15 protein-coding genes and 2 pseudogenes are annotated in these 14912 nt (G+C 50.0%); 7 read left to right on the top strand and 10 right to left on the bottom strand.

Translation table 11 applies throughout. The features are described 5' to 3' along the window. Positions 1-32: 32 nt before the first annotated feature. The 3 genes from mph to FTU65_RS13880 all read right to left on the bottom strand — a co-directional run bounded on the left by mph (position 33) and on the right by FTU65_RS13880 (position 3724). A complete protein-coding gene (gene mph, locus FTU65_RS13895) occupies positions 33-920 on the bottom strand; it encodes an Mph(E)/Mph(G) family macrolide 2'-phosphotransferase (protein WP_071830579.1) in 888 nt (295 codons plus the stop codon). A 673-nt stretch (positions 921-1593) separates the two neighbouring features. Then, the gene (locus FTU65_RS13885) at positions 1594-3087 is read right to left on the bottom strand and encodes an IS91-like element ISVsa3 family transposase (protein WP_180066945.1); all 1494 of its coding nucleotides are present in this window, start codon (positions 3085-3087) and stop codon (positions 1594-1596) included. Positions 3088-3331: 244 nt separating this feature from the next. Continuing rightward, entirely contained in the window at positions 3332-3724 is a 393-nt protein-coding gene (locus FTU65_RS13880; RefSeq protein ID WP_052928019.1) for a TraK family protein, read from the bottom strand. 329 nt (positions 3725-4053) lie between these two features. Between FTU65_RS13880 and traJ the strand changes: the two genes are divergently transcribed. From traJ to FTU65_RS16185, 6 genes and pseudogenes are all read left to right on the top strand, one after another. Then, positions 4054-4428: a conjugal transfer transcriptional regulator TraJ gene (traJ, locus tag FTU65_RS13875; protein ID WP_033472343.1), complete on the top strand. Its 375-nt coding sequence runs from the start codon at positions 4054-4056 to the stop codon at positions 4426-4428. Continuing rightward, positions 4425-5300 (top strand): annotated as a pseudogene (gene traI, locus FTU65_RS13870) (TraI/MobA(P) family conjugative relaxase); the annotation flags it as partial. The gene traJ and the pseudogene traI, both read left to right, overlap by 4 nt. Positions 5301-5326: 26 nt before the next feature. Further along, positions 5327-6229: pseudogene (locus tag FTU65_RS13865) on the top strand (TCR/Tet family MFS transporter); the annotation flags it as partial. Beyond that, the gene (locus FTU65_RS16560; protein WP_233735431.1) at positions 6221-6406 is read left to right on the top strand and encodes a GyrI-like domain-containing protein; all 186 of its coding nucleotides are present in this window, start codon (positions 6221-6223) and stop codon (positions 6404-6406) included. The pseudogene FTU65_RS13865 and the gene FTU65_RS16560, both read left to right, overlap by 9 nt. Before the next feature lie 159 nt (positions 6407-6565). After that, positions 6566-7423: an SDR family NAD(P)-dependent oxidoreductase gene (locus tag FTU65_RS13860; protein ID WP_120366351.1), complete on the top strand. Its 858-nt coding sequence runs from the start codon at positions 6566-6568 to the stop codon at positions 7421-7423. Between the two features lie 27 nt (positions 7424-7450). Then, positions 7451-7603 carry a hypothetical protein gene (locus FTU65_RS16185; protein WP_180007116.1) on the top strand — a complete coding sequence of 51 codons (153 nt, stop codon included), beginning with the start codon at positions 7451-7453 and terminating at the stop codon, positions 7601-7603. A gap of 175 nt (positions 7604-7778) precedes the next feature. On the opposite strand, the gene FTU65_RS13850 is transcribed toward FTU65_RS16185, so the two are convergent. The 6 genes from FTU65_RS13850 to FTU65_RS13825 all read right to left on the bottom strand — a co-directional run bounded on the left by FTU65_RS13850 (position 7779) and on the right by FTU65_RS13825 (position 13316). Continuing rightward, positions 7779-9272: an IS91-like element ISVsa3 family transposase gene (locus FTU65_RS13850; RefSeq protein WP_180066943.1), complete on the bottom strand. Its 1494-nt coding sequence runs from the start codon at positions 9270-9272 to the stop codon at positions 7779-7781. A gap of 210 nt (positions 9273-9482) precedes the next feature. After that, positions 9483-9707, bottom strand: a complete 225-nt coding sequence (locus tag FTU65_RS13845; RefSeq protein ID WP_000743213.1) for a hypothetical protein — start codon at positions 9705-9707, stop codon at positions 9483-9485. After that, positions 9704-10441 carry a recombinase family protein gene (locus FTU65_RS13840; protein WP_001366550.1) on the bottom strand — a complete coding sequence of 246 codons (738 nt, stop codon included), beginning with the start codon at positions 10439-10441 and terminating at the stop codon, positions 9704-9706. Before FTU65_RS13840 ends, FTU65_RS13845 begins: the two co-directional genes overlap by 4 nt. Before the next feature lie 148 nt (positions 10442-10589). Then, positions 10590-11756: a tetracycline-inactivating monooxygenase Tet(X3) gene (locus FTU65_RS13835; protein WP_024160783.1), complete on the bottom strand. Its 1167-nt coding sequence runs from the start codon at positions 11754-11756 to the stop codon at positions 10590-10592. Positions 11757-11945: 189 nt separating this feature from the next. Next, positions 11946-12539 (bottom strand): tyrosine-type recombinase/integrase, encoded by a 594-nt coding sequence (locus tag FTU65_RS13830; RefSeq protein WP_205779272.1) that lies wholly within the window; start codon positions 12537-12539, stop codon positions 11946-11948. A gap of 72 nt (positions 12540-12611) precedes the next feature. Beyond that, entirely contained in the window at positions 12612-13316 is a 705-nt protein-coding gene (locus FTU65_RS13825) for an IS6-like element IS26 family transposase (protein WP_163451784.1), read from the bottom strand. A gap of 129 nt (positions 13317-13445) precedes the next feature. Between FTU65_RS13825 and FTU65_RS13820 the strand changes: the two genes are divergently transcribed. Next, the gene (locus FTU65_RS13820; protein WP_000018323.1) at positions 13446-14261 is read left to right on the top strand and encodes an APH(3')-I family aminoglycoside O-phosphotransferase; all 816 of its coding nucleotides are present in this window, start codon (positions 13446-13448) and stop codon (positions 14259-14261) included. Between the two features lie 136 nt (positions 14262-14397). Here the strand turns inward: FTU65_RS13820 and FTU65_RS13815 are convergent, their stop codons facing one another. Then, positions 14398-14799, bottom strand: a complete 402-nt coding sequence (locus FTU65_RS13815) for a LysR substrate-binding domain-containing protein (RefSeq protein WP_001183556.1) — start codon at positions 14797-14799, stop codon at positions 14398-14400. Positions 14800-14912: the final 113 nt, after the last annotated feature.

Here is a 14912-nt window from a genome sequence, read left to right as displayed (position 1 = left end):
TTTAGCATTTAAAAAAGTATCCTCACATCATTTTATTGAACAATACCTAAGGCTGCTCTGGCGGCATTGATATGATTATCGTCGTTGCACTCTACCGCAAAAGCGCCATATGCTAATGGAGCTGCAGCAGCCCTCTCTATAGATTGTTCGTAGAGCCTATCCCATATCGTTCCGCCTTGTTTAGCATACTCCGTTATCAAACTCTTCAGGCTATCCTCTCCAAAAACCGATACGTGACCAGAAAAGTCCAGTGCAGGATCACCCATATGCGCAGTAGACCAATCTATGATACCAGAGGTCTTACCTTCCTTCGAGGTTAAGACATGCCCTGCATAGAGATCGCCATGGATGAAACAAGTGAATTCAGGCCACAAAGGGTCATTGTCCAACCATCTACGGTATCTGTTTTCCAACGGCTCGCTGATACCTATCTCAGATTTCACCAAGTGGATACGGTCAGCTATTTCGGTCCTCAATTCACTTGGAGTCATTATTTTCAAGTTGCTCTTTCTCACATCGTCAGCTGTAATACGATGTAATTCGGCCAATGATTTTGCCAGAGACTCCACATAAGCTATGCTATCGCGATCTATGTTCCAAGAAACCTCATGTGTTATCGCATCGAATGTCAGAGCAGGCGCATCCTCCAGTAAAGGGTAGGCTATTAGGCGCTCCGATACAATTTTCCAATCAGGGACATTGATCGACAGGTTTCTTTTGGCTAAATCCAATATTCTACTTTCATTTTCGATTTGTTCAAGCATATCGCTTCTTCGAGGTATACGGAGTACCCAGTTCTCACCGTTTACTTCCTTTACAAAGGCAACTCTAAAGTCGATGCCCATCTCATTGACGCTCATCTCTTCCGAAATTCTCAGCCCATGCTCTAGGGCTAATGTTTGCATATCTTCGATTGTCATTTCTATACTGTTTTCTTTTATTAAATTGGTACCAGTTCCCCCGACAGGACATTCTGAATGTCATATACAGGTGTAACACTTTACCCATATTCTTTTCGTATGGATAACACTTCCCATCAGGGAACAAAAATCTGATACATGAATTAATTGTGAGACAGTAGACCTACTGTCGCATTGAAGCCATCTCGGCGACTATTTGATTAGGAAAACCAAGGCTTTGCCATCATAGCCTTATCATAGAAGTATAACATAGTTGTAAAGATAGAAAATTATTTTTTATTCATCCATGATGTTATTATTTTATAATAACATCATCTAAACATGTCCTGTCGCTCTTTTGTGCTGTGATATTTCATACCTATTAACTGCTTTCGTTTGAATTATACGACGTTCTACTCACAATAGGGCAAGGGTTACTCATTCCGTAGGATGCGGTTCACGTATAGGAAGAATAAACGCCCTTTTCACCCAAGTCCAACAGCTTTGGACCGCAGTTGACTCTTTCGACACCCCTGCGATGCAACCCAATCCGGCTGACGGGGAGCCAGCAACGCTGAAAATTTACCCTCCTCTTTCCCACTAGCGGCTCCTTTTCCGACAACCAGCACGGCGGATCCCTGCCGCGGCGCTGTGAACGCAGCATTTTGATTGGTATCGTTGGCCTTCAGGCTCGTCAGTCAAACAGACCCAGGAGCAGCTCAGCCGGTGGCGCCCGGCTTTCGGGTAACGCCCTGGTCCCGCTGGTTTCGGCTTTGTGCTTCAGGTGATCAAGGATCTGCTTGATCACTATAGGGTCTTCAATGCAGGCGATGACTTTCATGGCGCCGCCGCAGCCGCTGCAGGTCTCGATGTCGATATTGAAAACACGCTTGAGCCGTTGCGCCCTTGTGATCGACGCTCGCCGTTGTGCTGGTGTTGACGGTTGATCAGCCACCCTGACCTTGTTGCCCCTGCCCCGTTTTGCCGGCGTGACCAACGCCCGGTGCCGACTGTTGGGTGCGAACACCCCGTGGAAGCGGGTTAGGTTGACTCTGGGCTTCGGTACCAGGGCGGCCAGCCTTGCAATGAAATCCAATGGTTCGAAAATGACGTGCGTGGTGCCGTCCCGGTACGGCGTCTTGAGCTGGTAGCGCACGTTGCCGCCTCGTGTTAACGACAGCCGCTTCTCGGATACCGCCGGGCGGCTGATGTACCGGCACAGCCGTTCGAGCTTCTTGCGTTCATCGGCCCTGGCCGCCACGCCGGCGTGCAGGCTGGACCCGGCTACCTTGCCAATCCCGTCACCGAACGGATCACCACTGGTCGGCAGAGTTTGCAAAGTGAACACCTTTCGCCCCGCCTGTGAACCGACAGCGATACGGTAAGTGATCGAGTGCCCCAGCAGGGGTGTCATCGGGTCGTCATCCACCGCATCCGAGGCCAGATAGCTGTTTTCGACATCCCGTTCCAGCAGGCCTTGCCGTTCCAGATAGCGACCCACCCGGTGGGCGATGGTGTGCGTCAGCTGGGTGAGCTCTGGGCTGGTCGGCGCCTTGACCCAGCGGAAACGCGCTGAGCCGTGGGATTGCTCGACATACACACCGTCGAGAAACAGCATGTGGAAGTGAACATTCAGATTGAGCGCCGATCCAAAACGCTGGATCAGGGTGACCGCGCCCGTCTTGGCCACTTGGTGGGTATGGCCCGCTTTCTTGACCAGGTGCGTGGCAATGACGCGGTAAACGATGCCCAGCACCCACCCCATGATCTCGGGCCGGCTGGCAAACAGGAAACGCAGCTGAAACGGGAAGCTCAACACCCACTGACGCATGGGTTGTTCAGGCAGTACTTCATCAACCAGCAAGGCGGCACTTTCGGCCATCCGCCGCGCCCCACAGCTCGGGCAGAAACCGCGACGCTTACAGCTGAAAGCGACCAGGTGCTCGGCGTGGCAAGACTCGCAGCGAACCCGTAGAAAGCCATGCTCCAGCCGCCCGCATTGGAGAAATTCTTCAAATTCCCGTTGCACATAGCCCGGCAATTCCTTTCCCTGCTCTGCCATAAGCGCAGCGAATGCCGGGTAATACTCGTCAACGATCTGATAGAGAAGGGTTTGCTCGGGTCGGTGGCTCTGGTAACGACCAGTATCCCGATCCCGGCTGGCCGTCCTGGCCGCCACATGAGGCATGTTCCGCGTCCTTGCAATACTGTGTTTACATACAGTCTATCGCTTAGCGGAAAGTTCTTTTACCCTCAGCCGAAATGCCTGCCGTTGCTAGACATTGCCAGCCAGTGCCCGTCACTCCCACTCAAATGTTAATAGGCCGCCTCTATGAAGGGGGCTGTTTTCGGGGTCGATTTCCAGGGGTTCATTGACACTTGAGGGGCGGGCTATGCCTTCCCTCTTGGCGTCCAATCCGCCCCTTGGGGCGTCAAATCAAGTCCGCTTTGTTCGGGCTGGGGTTGAAGTTGAAGCTGGGAATCTCCCCCGGCTTATGGCTGGCTGATGGTACTGGTTTGGGTGTCGCTGGGGTGGCTTTCTTGGGGGCCGGTTGGGAGGATGCCGGCGGTCTTGCGGTGGCCTTTTCAGGCTCGCCTGGCGACCGAATCAGACTGTTCACATAGCTGATAAAAGCATCATATCCGAAGCTGATTTTCCCTTCATCGTGCAGCGTTTTCCAGATGGCTTTTACCGGCCAGCCATCGGTCAAAGCCTCTTTTATGTCGTCGCGCTGGGCCAGGAAAGCCGCCCGATTCTGTCCTGAACGGGTGGGCTTTTGGGTCTGCATTTGCGCTGCAATGCGCTCTGTAAGCCGTTTAGTCATGCCGATTCTACCGCCTTTTATATGTCGATTTATCCGCGATTTAATGCCGATTCTATCGCTATTAAAGCGATTGTAAGGCGACTAAAGCCAGATTGCACGCCTTATGCGTGGAATCGGCTTGTGTTTGTCGATAAAACGGGTTATAGCCGGTAAATGGTAGTGATGTTAAAGTGGTGGTGAAGCGGGCAGGATGTGTGAAGTAGGCCCACCATGCAAGCATGGTGTTCCTCTTCACTTCCCCTTATTCGCACCTGCGGCGCTCAACGGGAATCCTGCCCTGCGGGGCCATCGGCGGACGCCGGAATAAGAGAACCAGGAGGACGCCAAAGATGGAGGCGACAGAGCAGAAGGTAACGAGAAAAAGCAGCACGCCGATCAAGGTGTATTGCCTGCCGGAAGAGCGGGCCGCCATTGAGGCCAACGCACAAGCGGCTGGCTTGAGTACGTCTGCTTTTTTGCTGGCCGTGGGGCAGGGTTACGCCGTCCAGGGCGTGACCGATTACGAGAACGTGCGCGAGCTGGTGCGGGTCAATGGCGACCTGGGCCGCCTCGGTGGTCTGCTGAAATTGTGGCTGACCGACGATGCCCGAACGGCCCGGTTCAGCGCTGAAACTGTCTTGGGCCTGCTGGCCCGGATTGAGGCCAACCAGGACGAAATGAGCCGATTGATGGAATCTATTGTGCGACCCAGGGCAGCATCATGATTGCCAAGCATGTTGCCATGCGTTCCCTGGGCAAATCAGACTTTGCCGACCTGGCTAAATACATCACCGACGCACAGAGCAAAGACCACCGGCTGGGCCATGTTCAGGTCACGAATTGCGAGGCGCATTCAGTGCGCGATGCCATCACCGAAGTGCTGGCCACCCAGCACATGAACACCAGGGCCAAGGGCGATAAGACCTATCACCTGATTGTCAGTTTTCGCGCCGGCGAGAATCCCGATGCCGACACCTTGAAGGCGATAGAGGAACGGATTTGCCAAGGGCTAGGGTTTGGTGAGCATCAGCGTATCAGCGCCGTGCATAACGACACCGACAACCTGCACATCCACATTGCCATCAACAAGATTCACCCGACCAGGCACACGATGCACGAACCGTACTATCCGCACCTGGCGCTGGCCGACTTGTGCGAGACGCTGGAACGGGACTATGGCCTGGAGGCAGACAATCACCGGCCGCAGCAGCGCGGGGCGGCATCGAGGGCCGCCGACATGGAGCGCCATGCCGGCGTGGAAAGTCTGGTGGGCTGGATCAAGCGCGAATGCCTGGACGACATTAAAGCCGCGCAGTCCTGGACGGAGCTGCACCAGGTCATGCGTGATAACGGCCTGGAGATTACGCCAAGGGGTAACGGGTTGGTGATCCGGGCCGATGACGGCACGATGGTCAAGCCCAGCACCCTGTCCCGCGATCTGTCCAAGCCTGCCCTGGAAAAGCGGCTGGGAGCCTTTGAGGCGTCACCGGATCAGCAGGAGAAGCCGCCCAGGCGGCAGTATCAAAAGAAGCCGGTACGGTCACGCGCTGACACCACCGAGCTTTATGCCAGGTACAAAGTTTTTTATCGCCAACTTATCAATGATAAATAAAAGTCACATCTATGTCAAAATCACTTATAACCGCACTCATTGTTGTCGCGCTTGATGCGATTGGTTTGGGATTAATCATGCCGGTGGTTCCGGCTTTATTAAATGAATTTGTACCGGCAGAGCAAACAGCATTTCACTATGGTGTTTTTTTATCGCTTTATGCGTTTATGCAGGTCTTTTGCGCGCCCGTTTTAGGGCGGTTATCTGACCGCTATGGACGGCGGATTATTTTGCTGGTTTCATTTTTAGGTGCCACGATTGATTATAGCATAATGGCGGCAGCGCCTGTTTTATGGGTGCTTTATATCGGCCGGATTATCTCAGGTGTTACCGGAGCAACTGGTGCAATCGCGGCATCAATTATCGCTGATACAACTAAACAGGAAGAACGTGCGCGTTGGTTTGGTTTTATGGGGGCGTGTTTTGGTGCAGGTATGATTGCAGGGCCTGCTATTGGCGGTGTTCTTAGTGATATATCTGTGCATGCGCCCTTTGTGGCAGGGGCTCTTCTCAATGCAATTGCCTTTTGTTTGGTGGCTTTCTTGTTGCCCAAAACGCCGTCACAACCGCCTGAAGGACAGCCAGCCAAAATCAATTTGTTTGAAGGCTTTCGCTTCAATTTTGCAGTTCAGGGACTTGCCAGCTTTTTTGCGTTGTTTTTTCTTATGCAGCTGATTGGGCAGGCGCCCGCCGCTTTGTGGGTGATTTATGGCGAACAGCGCTTGAATTGGGATATTGGCACAGCAGGTGTGTCGCTGGCCGTTTTTGGTGCAGCACATACATTCGTACAAGCTGTTTTAACCGGCACTCTTTCAAAGCGACTGGGTGACCGCGGTGTGTTGCTGCTTGGAATGGGCGCTGATATGTGCGGGTTTTTATTGCTGGCTTTTATCACGCAAAGCTGGATGGCGGTATTCTCAGGAACGGGTCCTATACCAGGAGCAATTCAAGAATTGCAACAGCAGATTTTTACTGAATGGTTACCAACTTCAGGTTTTGAATATGCTGAATTGCCAGATATCGAATTATATTTAGATGCTAATCCTCAGAATGCACAGTTCCAAATATGGCTCCCGATTCGTGCAAAATAAAAAAGTTGTGGCAAGTTTTTTGCCACAACTTTTTTTGAATAAAATGACTCTTAGTATTTTATAACTGACAATCAGCATATTAGATACTATAGTTGTTGTTGGCCTTTTAATTTGTTATAATCATATTGAGAGTAATTAGGAAAAAAGGAGCGTGGACAGATGACTAGAACGTGGTTTATTACTGGTGGAAGTAAAGGAATTGGTTTTGAGACAGTAAAATTAGTATTAGAAAATGGCGACCAAGTCATTTCTTTTTCTAGAACAGAAGGAAAACTCAGCAGGTTAAAAACAGAATATGGATCTTCTTTGCTGATCTGTTTAGGCGATATTGAAGAACGAGACATGGTAGTAGCCGCTGCTGCTAAGGGAGCAGAAAAATTTAATGGCATCGATATTGCTTTGAGTAATGCGGGAATGATGCTTGGAGGAATGATTGAGGAGACAACAGAAGAAGAGGCGCGTCAGATAATGAATGTAAACTTTTTCGGTTCTCTTTGGACGGCTCAAGCGGTTTCTCCTTTTTTGCGAGACAAATCAGGTCGTTTTATCCAAATGAGTAGTATCGGGGGCATCATGTCTTGGATGACTTCAGGTCTATACAGTGCTAGTAAATTTGCGGTAGAAGGATTGACGGAAGCTTTAGCACAGGAACTGGCTCCTTTTGGTGTTCATGTGACTATTGTTGAACCAGGAGGTTATTGGACAGATCTTTACAAGAAACTGCATAATAGTAAACGCTTGCCGGATTATCAAGAACTGCATCAACAAATGGATGCCTTCGCAAAAGAACAGGAGGGTCAGGCGACAGATAGTGACCCTATATTAGCAGCAAAGACAATCTTAAAACTTGCGGCATTGCCTGAACCACCACTACGTCTAATATTAAGTGATTCTCTTTTTGATGGGGTGATCGAAGCAACGGAAAATAAAATCGCCGGGTGGAAAGCAGAGGAGAGCCTCAGTCGGGAATCAGAAAAATTGATTCCAATGCCTGAAGGGTATTTAGCTGATAAGTAGATGACGACAGGAAAGTGACAATAAAAAATGAAAGAAATCATTGAAGAAATTCAAGCATACAAACCTTTTACACAGCAAGAAGCAAATGATCAAAAACTTTTTCTAAAACAAATACAATTTACGTATAGGAAGAATAAACGCCCTTTTCACCCAAGTCCAACAGCTTTGGACCGCAGTTGACTCTTTCGACACCCCTGCGATGCAACCCAATCCGGCTGACGGGGAGCCAGCAACGCTGAAAATTTACCCTCCTCTTTCCCACTAGCGGCTCCTTTTCCGACAACCAGCACGGCGGATCCCTGCCGCGGCGCTGTGAATGCAGCATTTTGATTGGTATCGTTGGCCTTCAGGCTCGTCAGTCAAACAGACCCAGGAGCAGCTCAGCCGGTGGCGCCCGGCTTTCGGGTAACGCCCTGGTCCCGCTGGTTTCGGCTTTGTGCTTCAGGTGATCAAGGATCTGCTTGATCACTATAGGGTCTTCAATGCAGGCGATGACTTTCATGGCGCCGCCGCAGCCGCTGCAGGTCTCGATGTCGATATTGAAAACACGCTTGAGCCGTTGCGCCCATGTCATCGACGCTCGCCGTTGTGCTGGTGTTGCCGGTTCATCAGCCCCCCTGACCTTGTTGCCCCTGCCCCGTTTTGCCGGCGTGACCAACGCCCGGTGCCGACTGTTGGGTGCGAACACCCCGTGGAAGCGGGTTAGGTTGACTCTGGGCTTCGGTACCAGGGCGGCCAGCCTTGCAATGAAATCCAATGGTTCGAAAATGACGTGCGTGGTGCCGTCCCGGTACGGCGTCTTGAGCTGGTAGCGCACGTTGCCGCCTCGTGTTAACGACAGCCGCTTCTCGGATACCGCCGGGCGGCTGATGTACCGGCACAGCCGTTCGAGCTTCTTGCGTTCATCGGCCCTGGCCGCCACGCCGGCGTGCAGGCTGGACCCGGCTACCTTGCCAATCCCGTCACCGAACGGATCACCACTGGTCGGCAGAGTTTGCAAAGTGAACACCTTTCGCCCCGCCTGTGAACCGACAGCGATACGGTAAGTGATCGAGTGCCCCAGCAGGGGTGTCATCGGGTCGTCATCCACCGCATCCGAGGCCAGATAGCTGTTTTCGACATCCCGTTCCAGCAGGCCTTGCCGTTCCAGATAGCGACCCACCCGGTGGGCGATGGTGTGCGTCAGCTGGGTGAGCTCTGGGCTGGTCGGCGCCTTGACCCAGCGGAAACGCGCTGAGCCGTGGGATTGCTCGACATACACACCGTCGAGAAACAGCATGTGGAAGTGAACATTCAGATTGAGCGCCGATCCAAAACGCTGGATCAGGGTGACCGCGCCCGTCTTGGCCACTTGGTGGGTATGGCCCGCTTTCTTGACCAGGTGCGTGGCAATGACGCGGTAAACGATGCCCAGCACCCACCCCATGATCTCGGGCCGGCTGGCAAACAGGAAACGCAGCTGAAACGGGAAGCTCAACACCCACTGACGCATGGGTTGTTCAGGCAGTACTTCATCAACCAGCAAGGCGGCACTTTCGGCCATCCGCCGCGCCCCACAGCTCGGGCAGAAACCGCGACGCTTACAGCTGAAAGCGACCAGGTGCTCGGCGTGGCAAGACTCGCAGCGAACCCGTAGAAAGCCATGCTCCAGCCGCCCGCATTGGAGAAATTCTTCAAATTCCCGTTGCACATAGCCCGGCAATTCCTTTCCCTGCTCTGCCATAAGCGCAGCGAATGCCGGGTAATACTCGTCAACGATCTGATAGAGAAGGGTTTGCTCGGGTCGGTGGCTCTGGTAACGACCAGTATCCCGATCCCGGCTGGCCGTCCTGGCCGCCACATGAGGCATGTTCCGCGTCCTTGCAATACTGTGTTTACATACAGTCTATCGCTTAGCGGAAAGTTCTTTTACCCTCAGCCGAAATGCCTGCCGTTGCTAGACATTGCCAGCCAGTGCCCGTCACTCCCACTCGATTGTAAACAAGCACACAAAACCCTTTAGTGACAACAATTTGCAAGAACTATCAGGCTCAGTGCCATGAAAAATACCATGACCAGATCATGAGGTTGAACACGGCTTGCGCCGGCAGCGTTCACGCTCCTGGTCGGCGATCTCGCCCGGCTGCAATGCTAGCTCAGCATCGGTCATGCGCTCCAGCACGTCGCGTAGGCGGATGGTGCAAGGAATGGGCGGCAGCTCGAACTCATAGCCGCCGGCGATCATTTCGGCCGCAATCTCCTCGGTGATGAAAAACGGCTCGTCGTCTTGGTTCGGCTTCTTCATGCCCTTTCCTCCTGGCGCTCATCCTGGCCGACAGCGGCCAGGGCATCGGCTTCCGTCAATGCGTCCTCCACGAACGCGCCGTGCTGCTTCGCTTCGGCCTGGCTGACCTCGGCCCATATCCGTTTCACCTGGGCCGCACTGTACCCGGCCAGCTCGGCGGTCTTGTTGATGCTGTAGCCGGACTTGCGCAGCGCGACAACTTGGGCGCGGCGCTTCGGATCAGCACGGCGGCCCTTGTACCGCCCGGCCTGGCGGGCCAACTCAATGCCTTGGCGCTGGCGTTCGCGCCTGTCCTCGTAGTCGTCGCGGGCCATCTGCAAGGCCAGGCGAAAAAGCATGATCTGCACGGCTTCCAGCACGATCTTGGCGACGCCCTGGGCCTCGGCCGCCAGGTCGGATAGATCGACCACGCCAGGGACGGCCAGGCGTGCGCCTTTGGCCTGTATCGAGGCCACCAGGCGCTCGGCCTCGGGCAAAGGTAGGCGGCTGATGCGGTCGATCTTCTCGGCAATGACCACCTCGCCGGGCTGTAGGTCGCCGATCATGCGCAGCAGCTCAGGCCGGTCGGCGCGTGCGCCGGATGCCTTCTCACGGTAGATGCCGGCGACGTAGTAGCCGGCGGCCTTCGCGGCCGTAGTGATCGCCTCTTGGCGTTCCAAGTCCTGCGCGTCGGTGCTGACGCGCAGATAGACCCGCGCCACCATCGGCGCGGCTACTGGCTTCGTCCTGCGCATACTTGCGGGCTCCTTTGGGCATACTCAAATGCACCCATCTTAAACTGGCAGCTAATGTACAAAAGTTGATAGAAGCACACAAGTTCAATTTTGCACTTCTGCCCCACTATTGCAAAACTGCTTGTTAGTAGCCGTTTTTTCTTACTGTTTATAGATTCAATAATTTTTGAAACGAAAAATTGGGACTAAACATTTCGGTTTCGTTTTCTGTCGATTCGTCCTGCGTATCTTTTGCATAAACAAACATTTGTTGTTCGTAGTTTTCGATGGCATTTTCAATACTTGTAAATTCTCCGTTTGTAAGGTTTTCAGACAATATCAAAGCATCCAATAATCCCGTATTTACACCCTGTCCTGCAAAAGGCGACATCAAATGAGCAGCATCGCCAATCATTGTTATGGGTAATGGACGGTTACTTTTCCAATCATTGTTCAAAGGAAATTTCCTTGTGGGCAAGCATTGAAATGTTGATACCGAACGTATTAATTGTTTGTAAACTTCACTCCATTTGGAAAATCTTTTCAATAAAAAATCGGCAACGCTGTTTCTGTCCTGAAAATCTAAGGGAATTTTATTTTTCCATTCATCGGGCGTTTTAAAACTAATTCCTAAATACAATGCACCATTATTATTGGGATTGGCAAACAATAAAATGCCCTGATGTCCCGCCATTAATCGGTTGCCGTTGCATAGCTGAAAAAATCCGGGACAGTTTATTTCCGGTTGAAGAATATCAGCTTGGATGTTGAAAGTACCGGTTTCTTCAACTTGCGTGTCGGTAACAAAGCTCCTTATTTTCGACATTCCACCATTGGCAAGAATAACCAAATCTGCTGTTTCACTCGGTTTATTCTCAAAAGTTAGTGTCCACTTCTTCTTACCAGGTTCAAGCATAACAAGTTTTCTATCCCAAATAACCGTGTCGTTTTCTAAACTATTCAACAAGATAGCCCTTAAGTCATTTCTGTTTATTTCAGGATTGTCAAATCGATTTTCGGGCTTTACATTTTTTGTGGATAAAATATTGCCTTTTTCATCAGCAATATTTACACCCATTGGTAAGGCTAAGTCATAATAAGTTTGTAACAATCCCGCTTTTTTCATTGCTTCCTGACCTGAACCTTTGTGTAGGTCAAGGGTTCCACCAAAAATTCTTGCCTCTCGGTCGTTGTCTCTTTCGTAAACTGAAACGTCTATGCCGTTTTGCTGTAATAATTTTGCCATAGTCAGTCCAACGGGTCCACCACCAATTATTGCAACGTTCTTATCACTAAGTAAATTCATTTGTTTGTCCGTATCTATTCGCATTGTCATTCAAAAATGGCACATAACAAGTGGCTATACGCCAAATGGCGTATATATCCACTATATCTTATTTTGCTAAACCTTTCATTATCAGTGACAAATCCGTTTTCAACCGTTTACCGTTCGTTTCTACTCTCTCAAAAGGATTTATATTCATAGTGCTTTTTGTTAAGTTTTGCTCAAATATACAAATCCTTTCTATATATCTAACAAATCCATCGGACTTTTTAATTGTTCCATTCCCTTGGTGGTAATATGTGTATAAACCTCAGTTGTTTTACTGCTTGAATGACCTAACAACGATTGAATATAACGTAAACTCGTACCATTCTCAAGCAAATGCGTTGCAAAGCTATGTCGTAAGGTATGTACAGTAACTTCCTTTTGAATCTTTGCTTTTAAAACAGCTGCTTTAAAAATGTTTTGAATACTTCGGCTTGAGTATGCGCCACCTTTTTGACCTTCAAATAAATAATCTTTTGGTTTATATTCCATAAAGTATGTTCTTAAAATAATTAATGTTTTCTCAGATAAAATGGTATAACGATCTCTTTTTCCTTTTGACTGTTCTATACGAATTTGCATGCGCTTGGAGTCAATGTCTTTTATTTTCAGGTTTATACATTCAGAAATGCGCAAACCTGCCGAATAAATAGTCATCAGAATAGCCTTGTGTTTCACGTTTTCAATAGCGCGTAGTACCCGAATGGTTTCTTCTTCACTCATCACAACAGGAAGTGTTTTTTCTTTTTTTGGTCTTTCGATGAAATATGTTTTCCGTTGTCCACCCAAAACACGTTCGTAATAAAACTGGCACTGTTGCAAAGTTAGCGATGAGGCAGCCTTTTGTCTTATTCAAAGGCCTTACATTTCAAAAACTCTGCTTACCAGGCGCATTTCGCCCAGGGGATCACCATAATAAAATGCTGAGGCCTGGCCTTTGCGTAGTGCACGCATCACCTCAATACCTTTGATGGTGGCGTAAGCCGTCTTCATGGATTTAAATCCCAGCGTGGCGCCGATTATCCGTTTCAGTTTGCCATGATCGCATTCAATCACGTTGTTCCGGTACTTAATCTGTCGGTGTTCAACGTCAGACGGGCACCGGCCTTCGCGTTTGAGCAGAGCAAGCGCGCGACCATAGGCGGGCGCTTTATCCGTGTTGATGAATCGCGGGATCTGCCACTTCTTCACGTTGTTGAGGATTTTACCCAGAAACCGGTATGCAGCTTTGCTGTTACGACGGGAGGAGAGATAAAAATCGACAGTGCGGCCCCGGCTGTCGACGGCCCGGTACAGATACGCCCAGCGGCCATTGACCTTCACGTAGGTTTCATCCATGTGCCACGGGCGAAGATCGGAAGGGTTACGCCAGTACCAGCGCAGCCGTTTTTCCATTTCAGGCGCATAACGCTGAACCCAGCGGTAAATCGTGGAGTGATCGACATTCACTCCGCGTTCAGCCAGCATCTCCTGCAGCTCACGGTAACTGATGCCGTATTTGCAGTACCAGCGTACGGCCCACAGAATGATGTCACGCTGAAAATGCCGGCCTTTGAATGGGTTCATGTGCAGCTCCATCAGCAAAAGGGGATGATAAGTTTATCACCACCGACTATTTGCAACAGTGCCGATAAAAATATATCATCATGAACAATAAAACTGTCTGCTTACATAAACAGTAATACAAGGGGTGTTATGAGCCATATTCAACGGGAAACGTCTTGCTCGAGGCCGCGATTAAATTCCAACCTGGATGCTGATTTATATGGGTATAGATGGGCTCGCGATAATGTCGGGCAATCAGGTGCGACAATCTATCGATTGTATGGGAAGCCCGATGCGCCAGAGTTGTTTCTGAAACATGGCAAAGGTAGCGTTGCCAATGATGTTACAGATGAGATGGTCAGACTAAACTGGCTGACGGCATTTATGCCTCTTCCGACCATCAAGCATTTTATCCGTACTCCTGATGATGCATGGTTACTCACCACTGCGATCCCCGGGAAAACAGCATTCCAGGTATTAGAAGAATATCCTGATTCAGGTGAAAATATTGTTGATGCGCTGGCAGCGTTCCTGCGCCGGTTGCATTCGATTCCTGTTTGTAATTGTCCTTTTAACAGCGATCGCGCATTTCGTCTCGCTCAGGCGCAATCACGAATGAATAACGGTTTGGTTGATGCGAGTGATTTTGATGACGAGCGTAATGGCTGGCCTGTTGAACAAGTCTGGAAAGAAATGCATAAGCTTTTGCCATTCTCACCGGATTCAGTCGTCACTCATGGTGATTTCTCACTTGATAACCTTATTTTTGACGAGGGGAAATTAATAGGTTGTATTGATGTTGGACGAGTCGGAATCGCAGACCGATACCAGGATCTTGCCATCCTATGGAACTGCCTCGGTGAGTTTTCTCCTTCATTACAGAAACGGCTTTTTCAAAAATATGGTATTGATAATCCTGATATGAATAAATTGCAGTTTCATTTGATGCTCGATGAGTTTTTCTAATCAGAATTGGTTAATTGGTTGTAACACTGGCAGAGCATTACGCTGACTTGACGGGACGGCGCTTCCCTACCCTCATGGCCGCCTCCCAGGAATCGACCCAGGTGCTTATCGTGGACATAATCCTTTACTCATAAATTTATCTTATTCCATTATTGTACCTGTCACGCAAAACTTGCAGAAAAGCCATAAACGCAGGAGAATCCTGTCGGCGGTGAGGATAATAAATATGGTAGCCGTCAAAATATGGACACCACTCGGTCAGAACAGCAATCAGCTTGCCGCTTTTGATATATCCATCTGCAACATACTCGGGAATATAGGCAATCCCCAGCCCGTCTAATGCTGCATCGAGCTGATGAATCGTGCTGTTCGCAATATATTGCCCTTTGACTTTCAGACTGAATTTCTGAGCATCTTTCTCGAATTCCCAGGCGTACAATCCACTCGTATCAGAATAGCGGACGTTAATGCAGTTGTGGTTCAAAAGATCCTGCGGCTTCCTGGGCTTAGCATAACGCTTAAAATGGCACTGTTGCAAAGTTAGCGATGAGGCAGCCTTTTGTCTTATTCAAAGGCCTTACATTTCAAAAACTCTGCTTACCAGGCGCATTTCGCCCAGGGGATCACCATAATAAAATGCTGAGGCCTGGC

Origin of the sequence: Acinetobacter sp. YH12129 (genome assembly GCF_013418685.1) — a bacterium.
GTDB classification, from domain to species: Bacteria; Pseudomonadota; Gammaproteobacteria; order Pseudomonadales; family Moraxellaceae; genus Acinetobacter; species Acinetobacter amyesii.
This window is presented reverse-complemented; position numbering and strand designations above follow the sequence as displayed.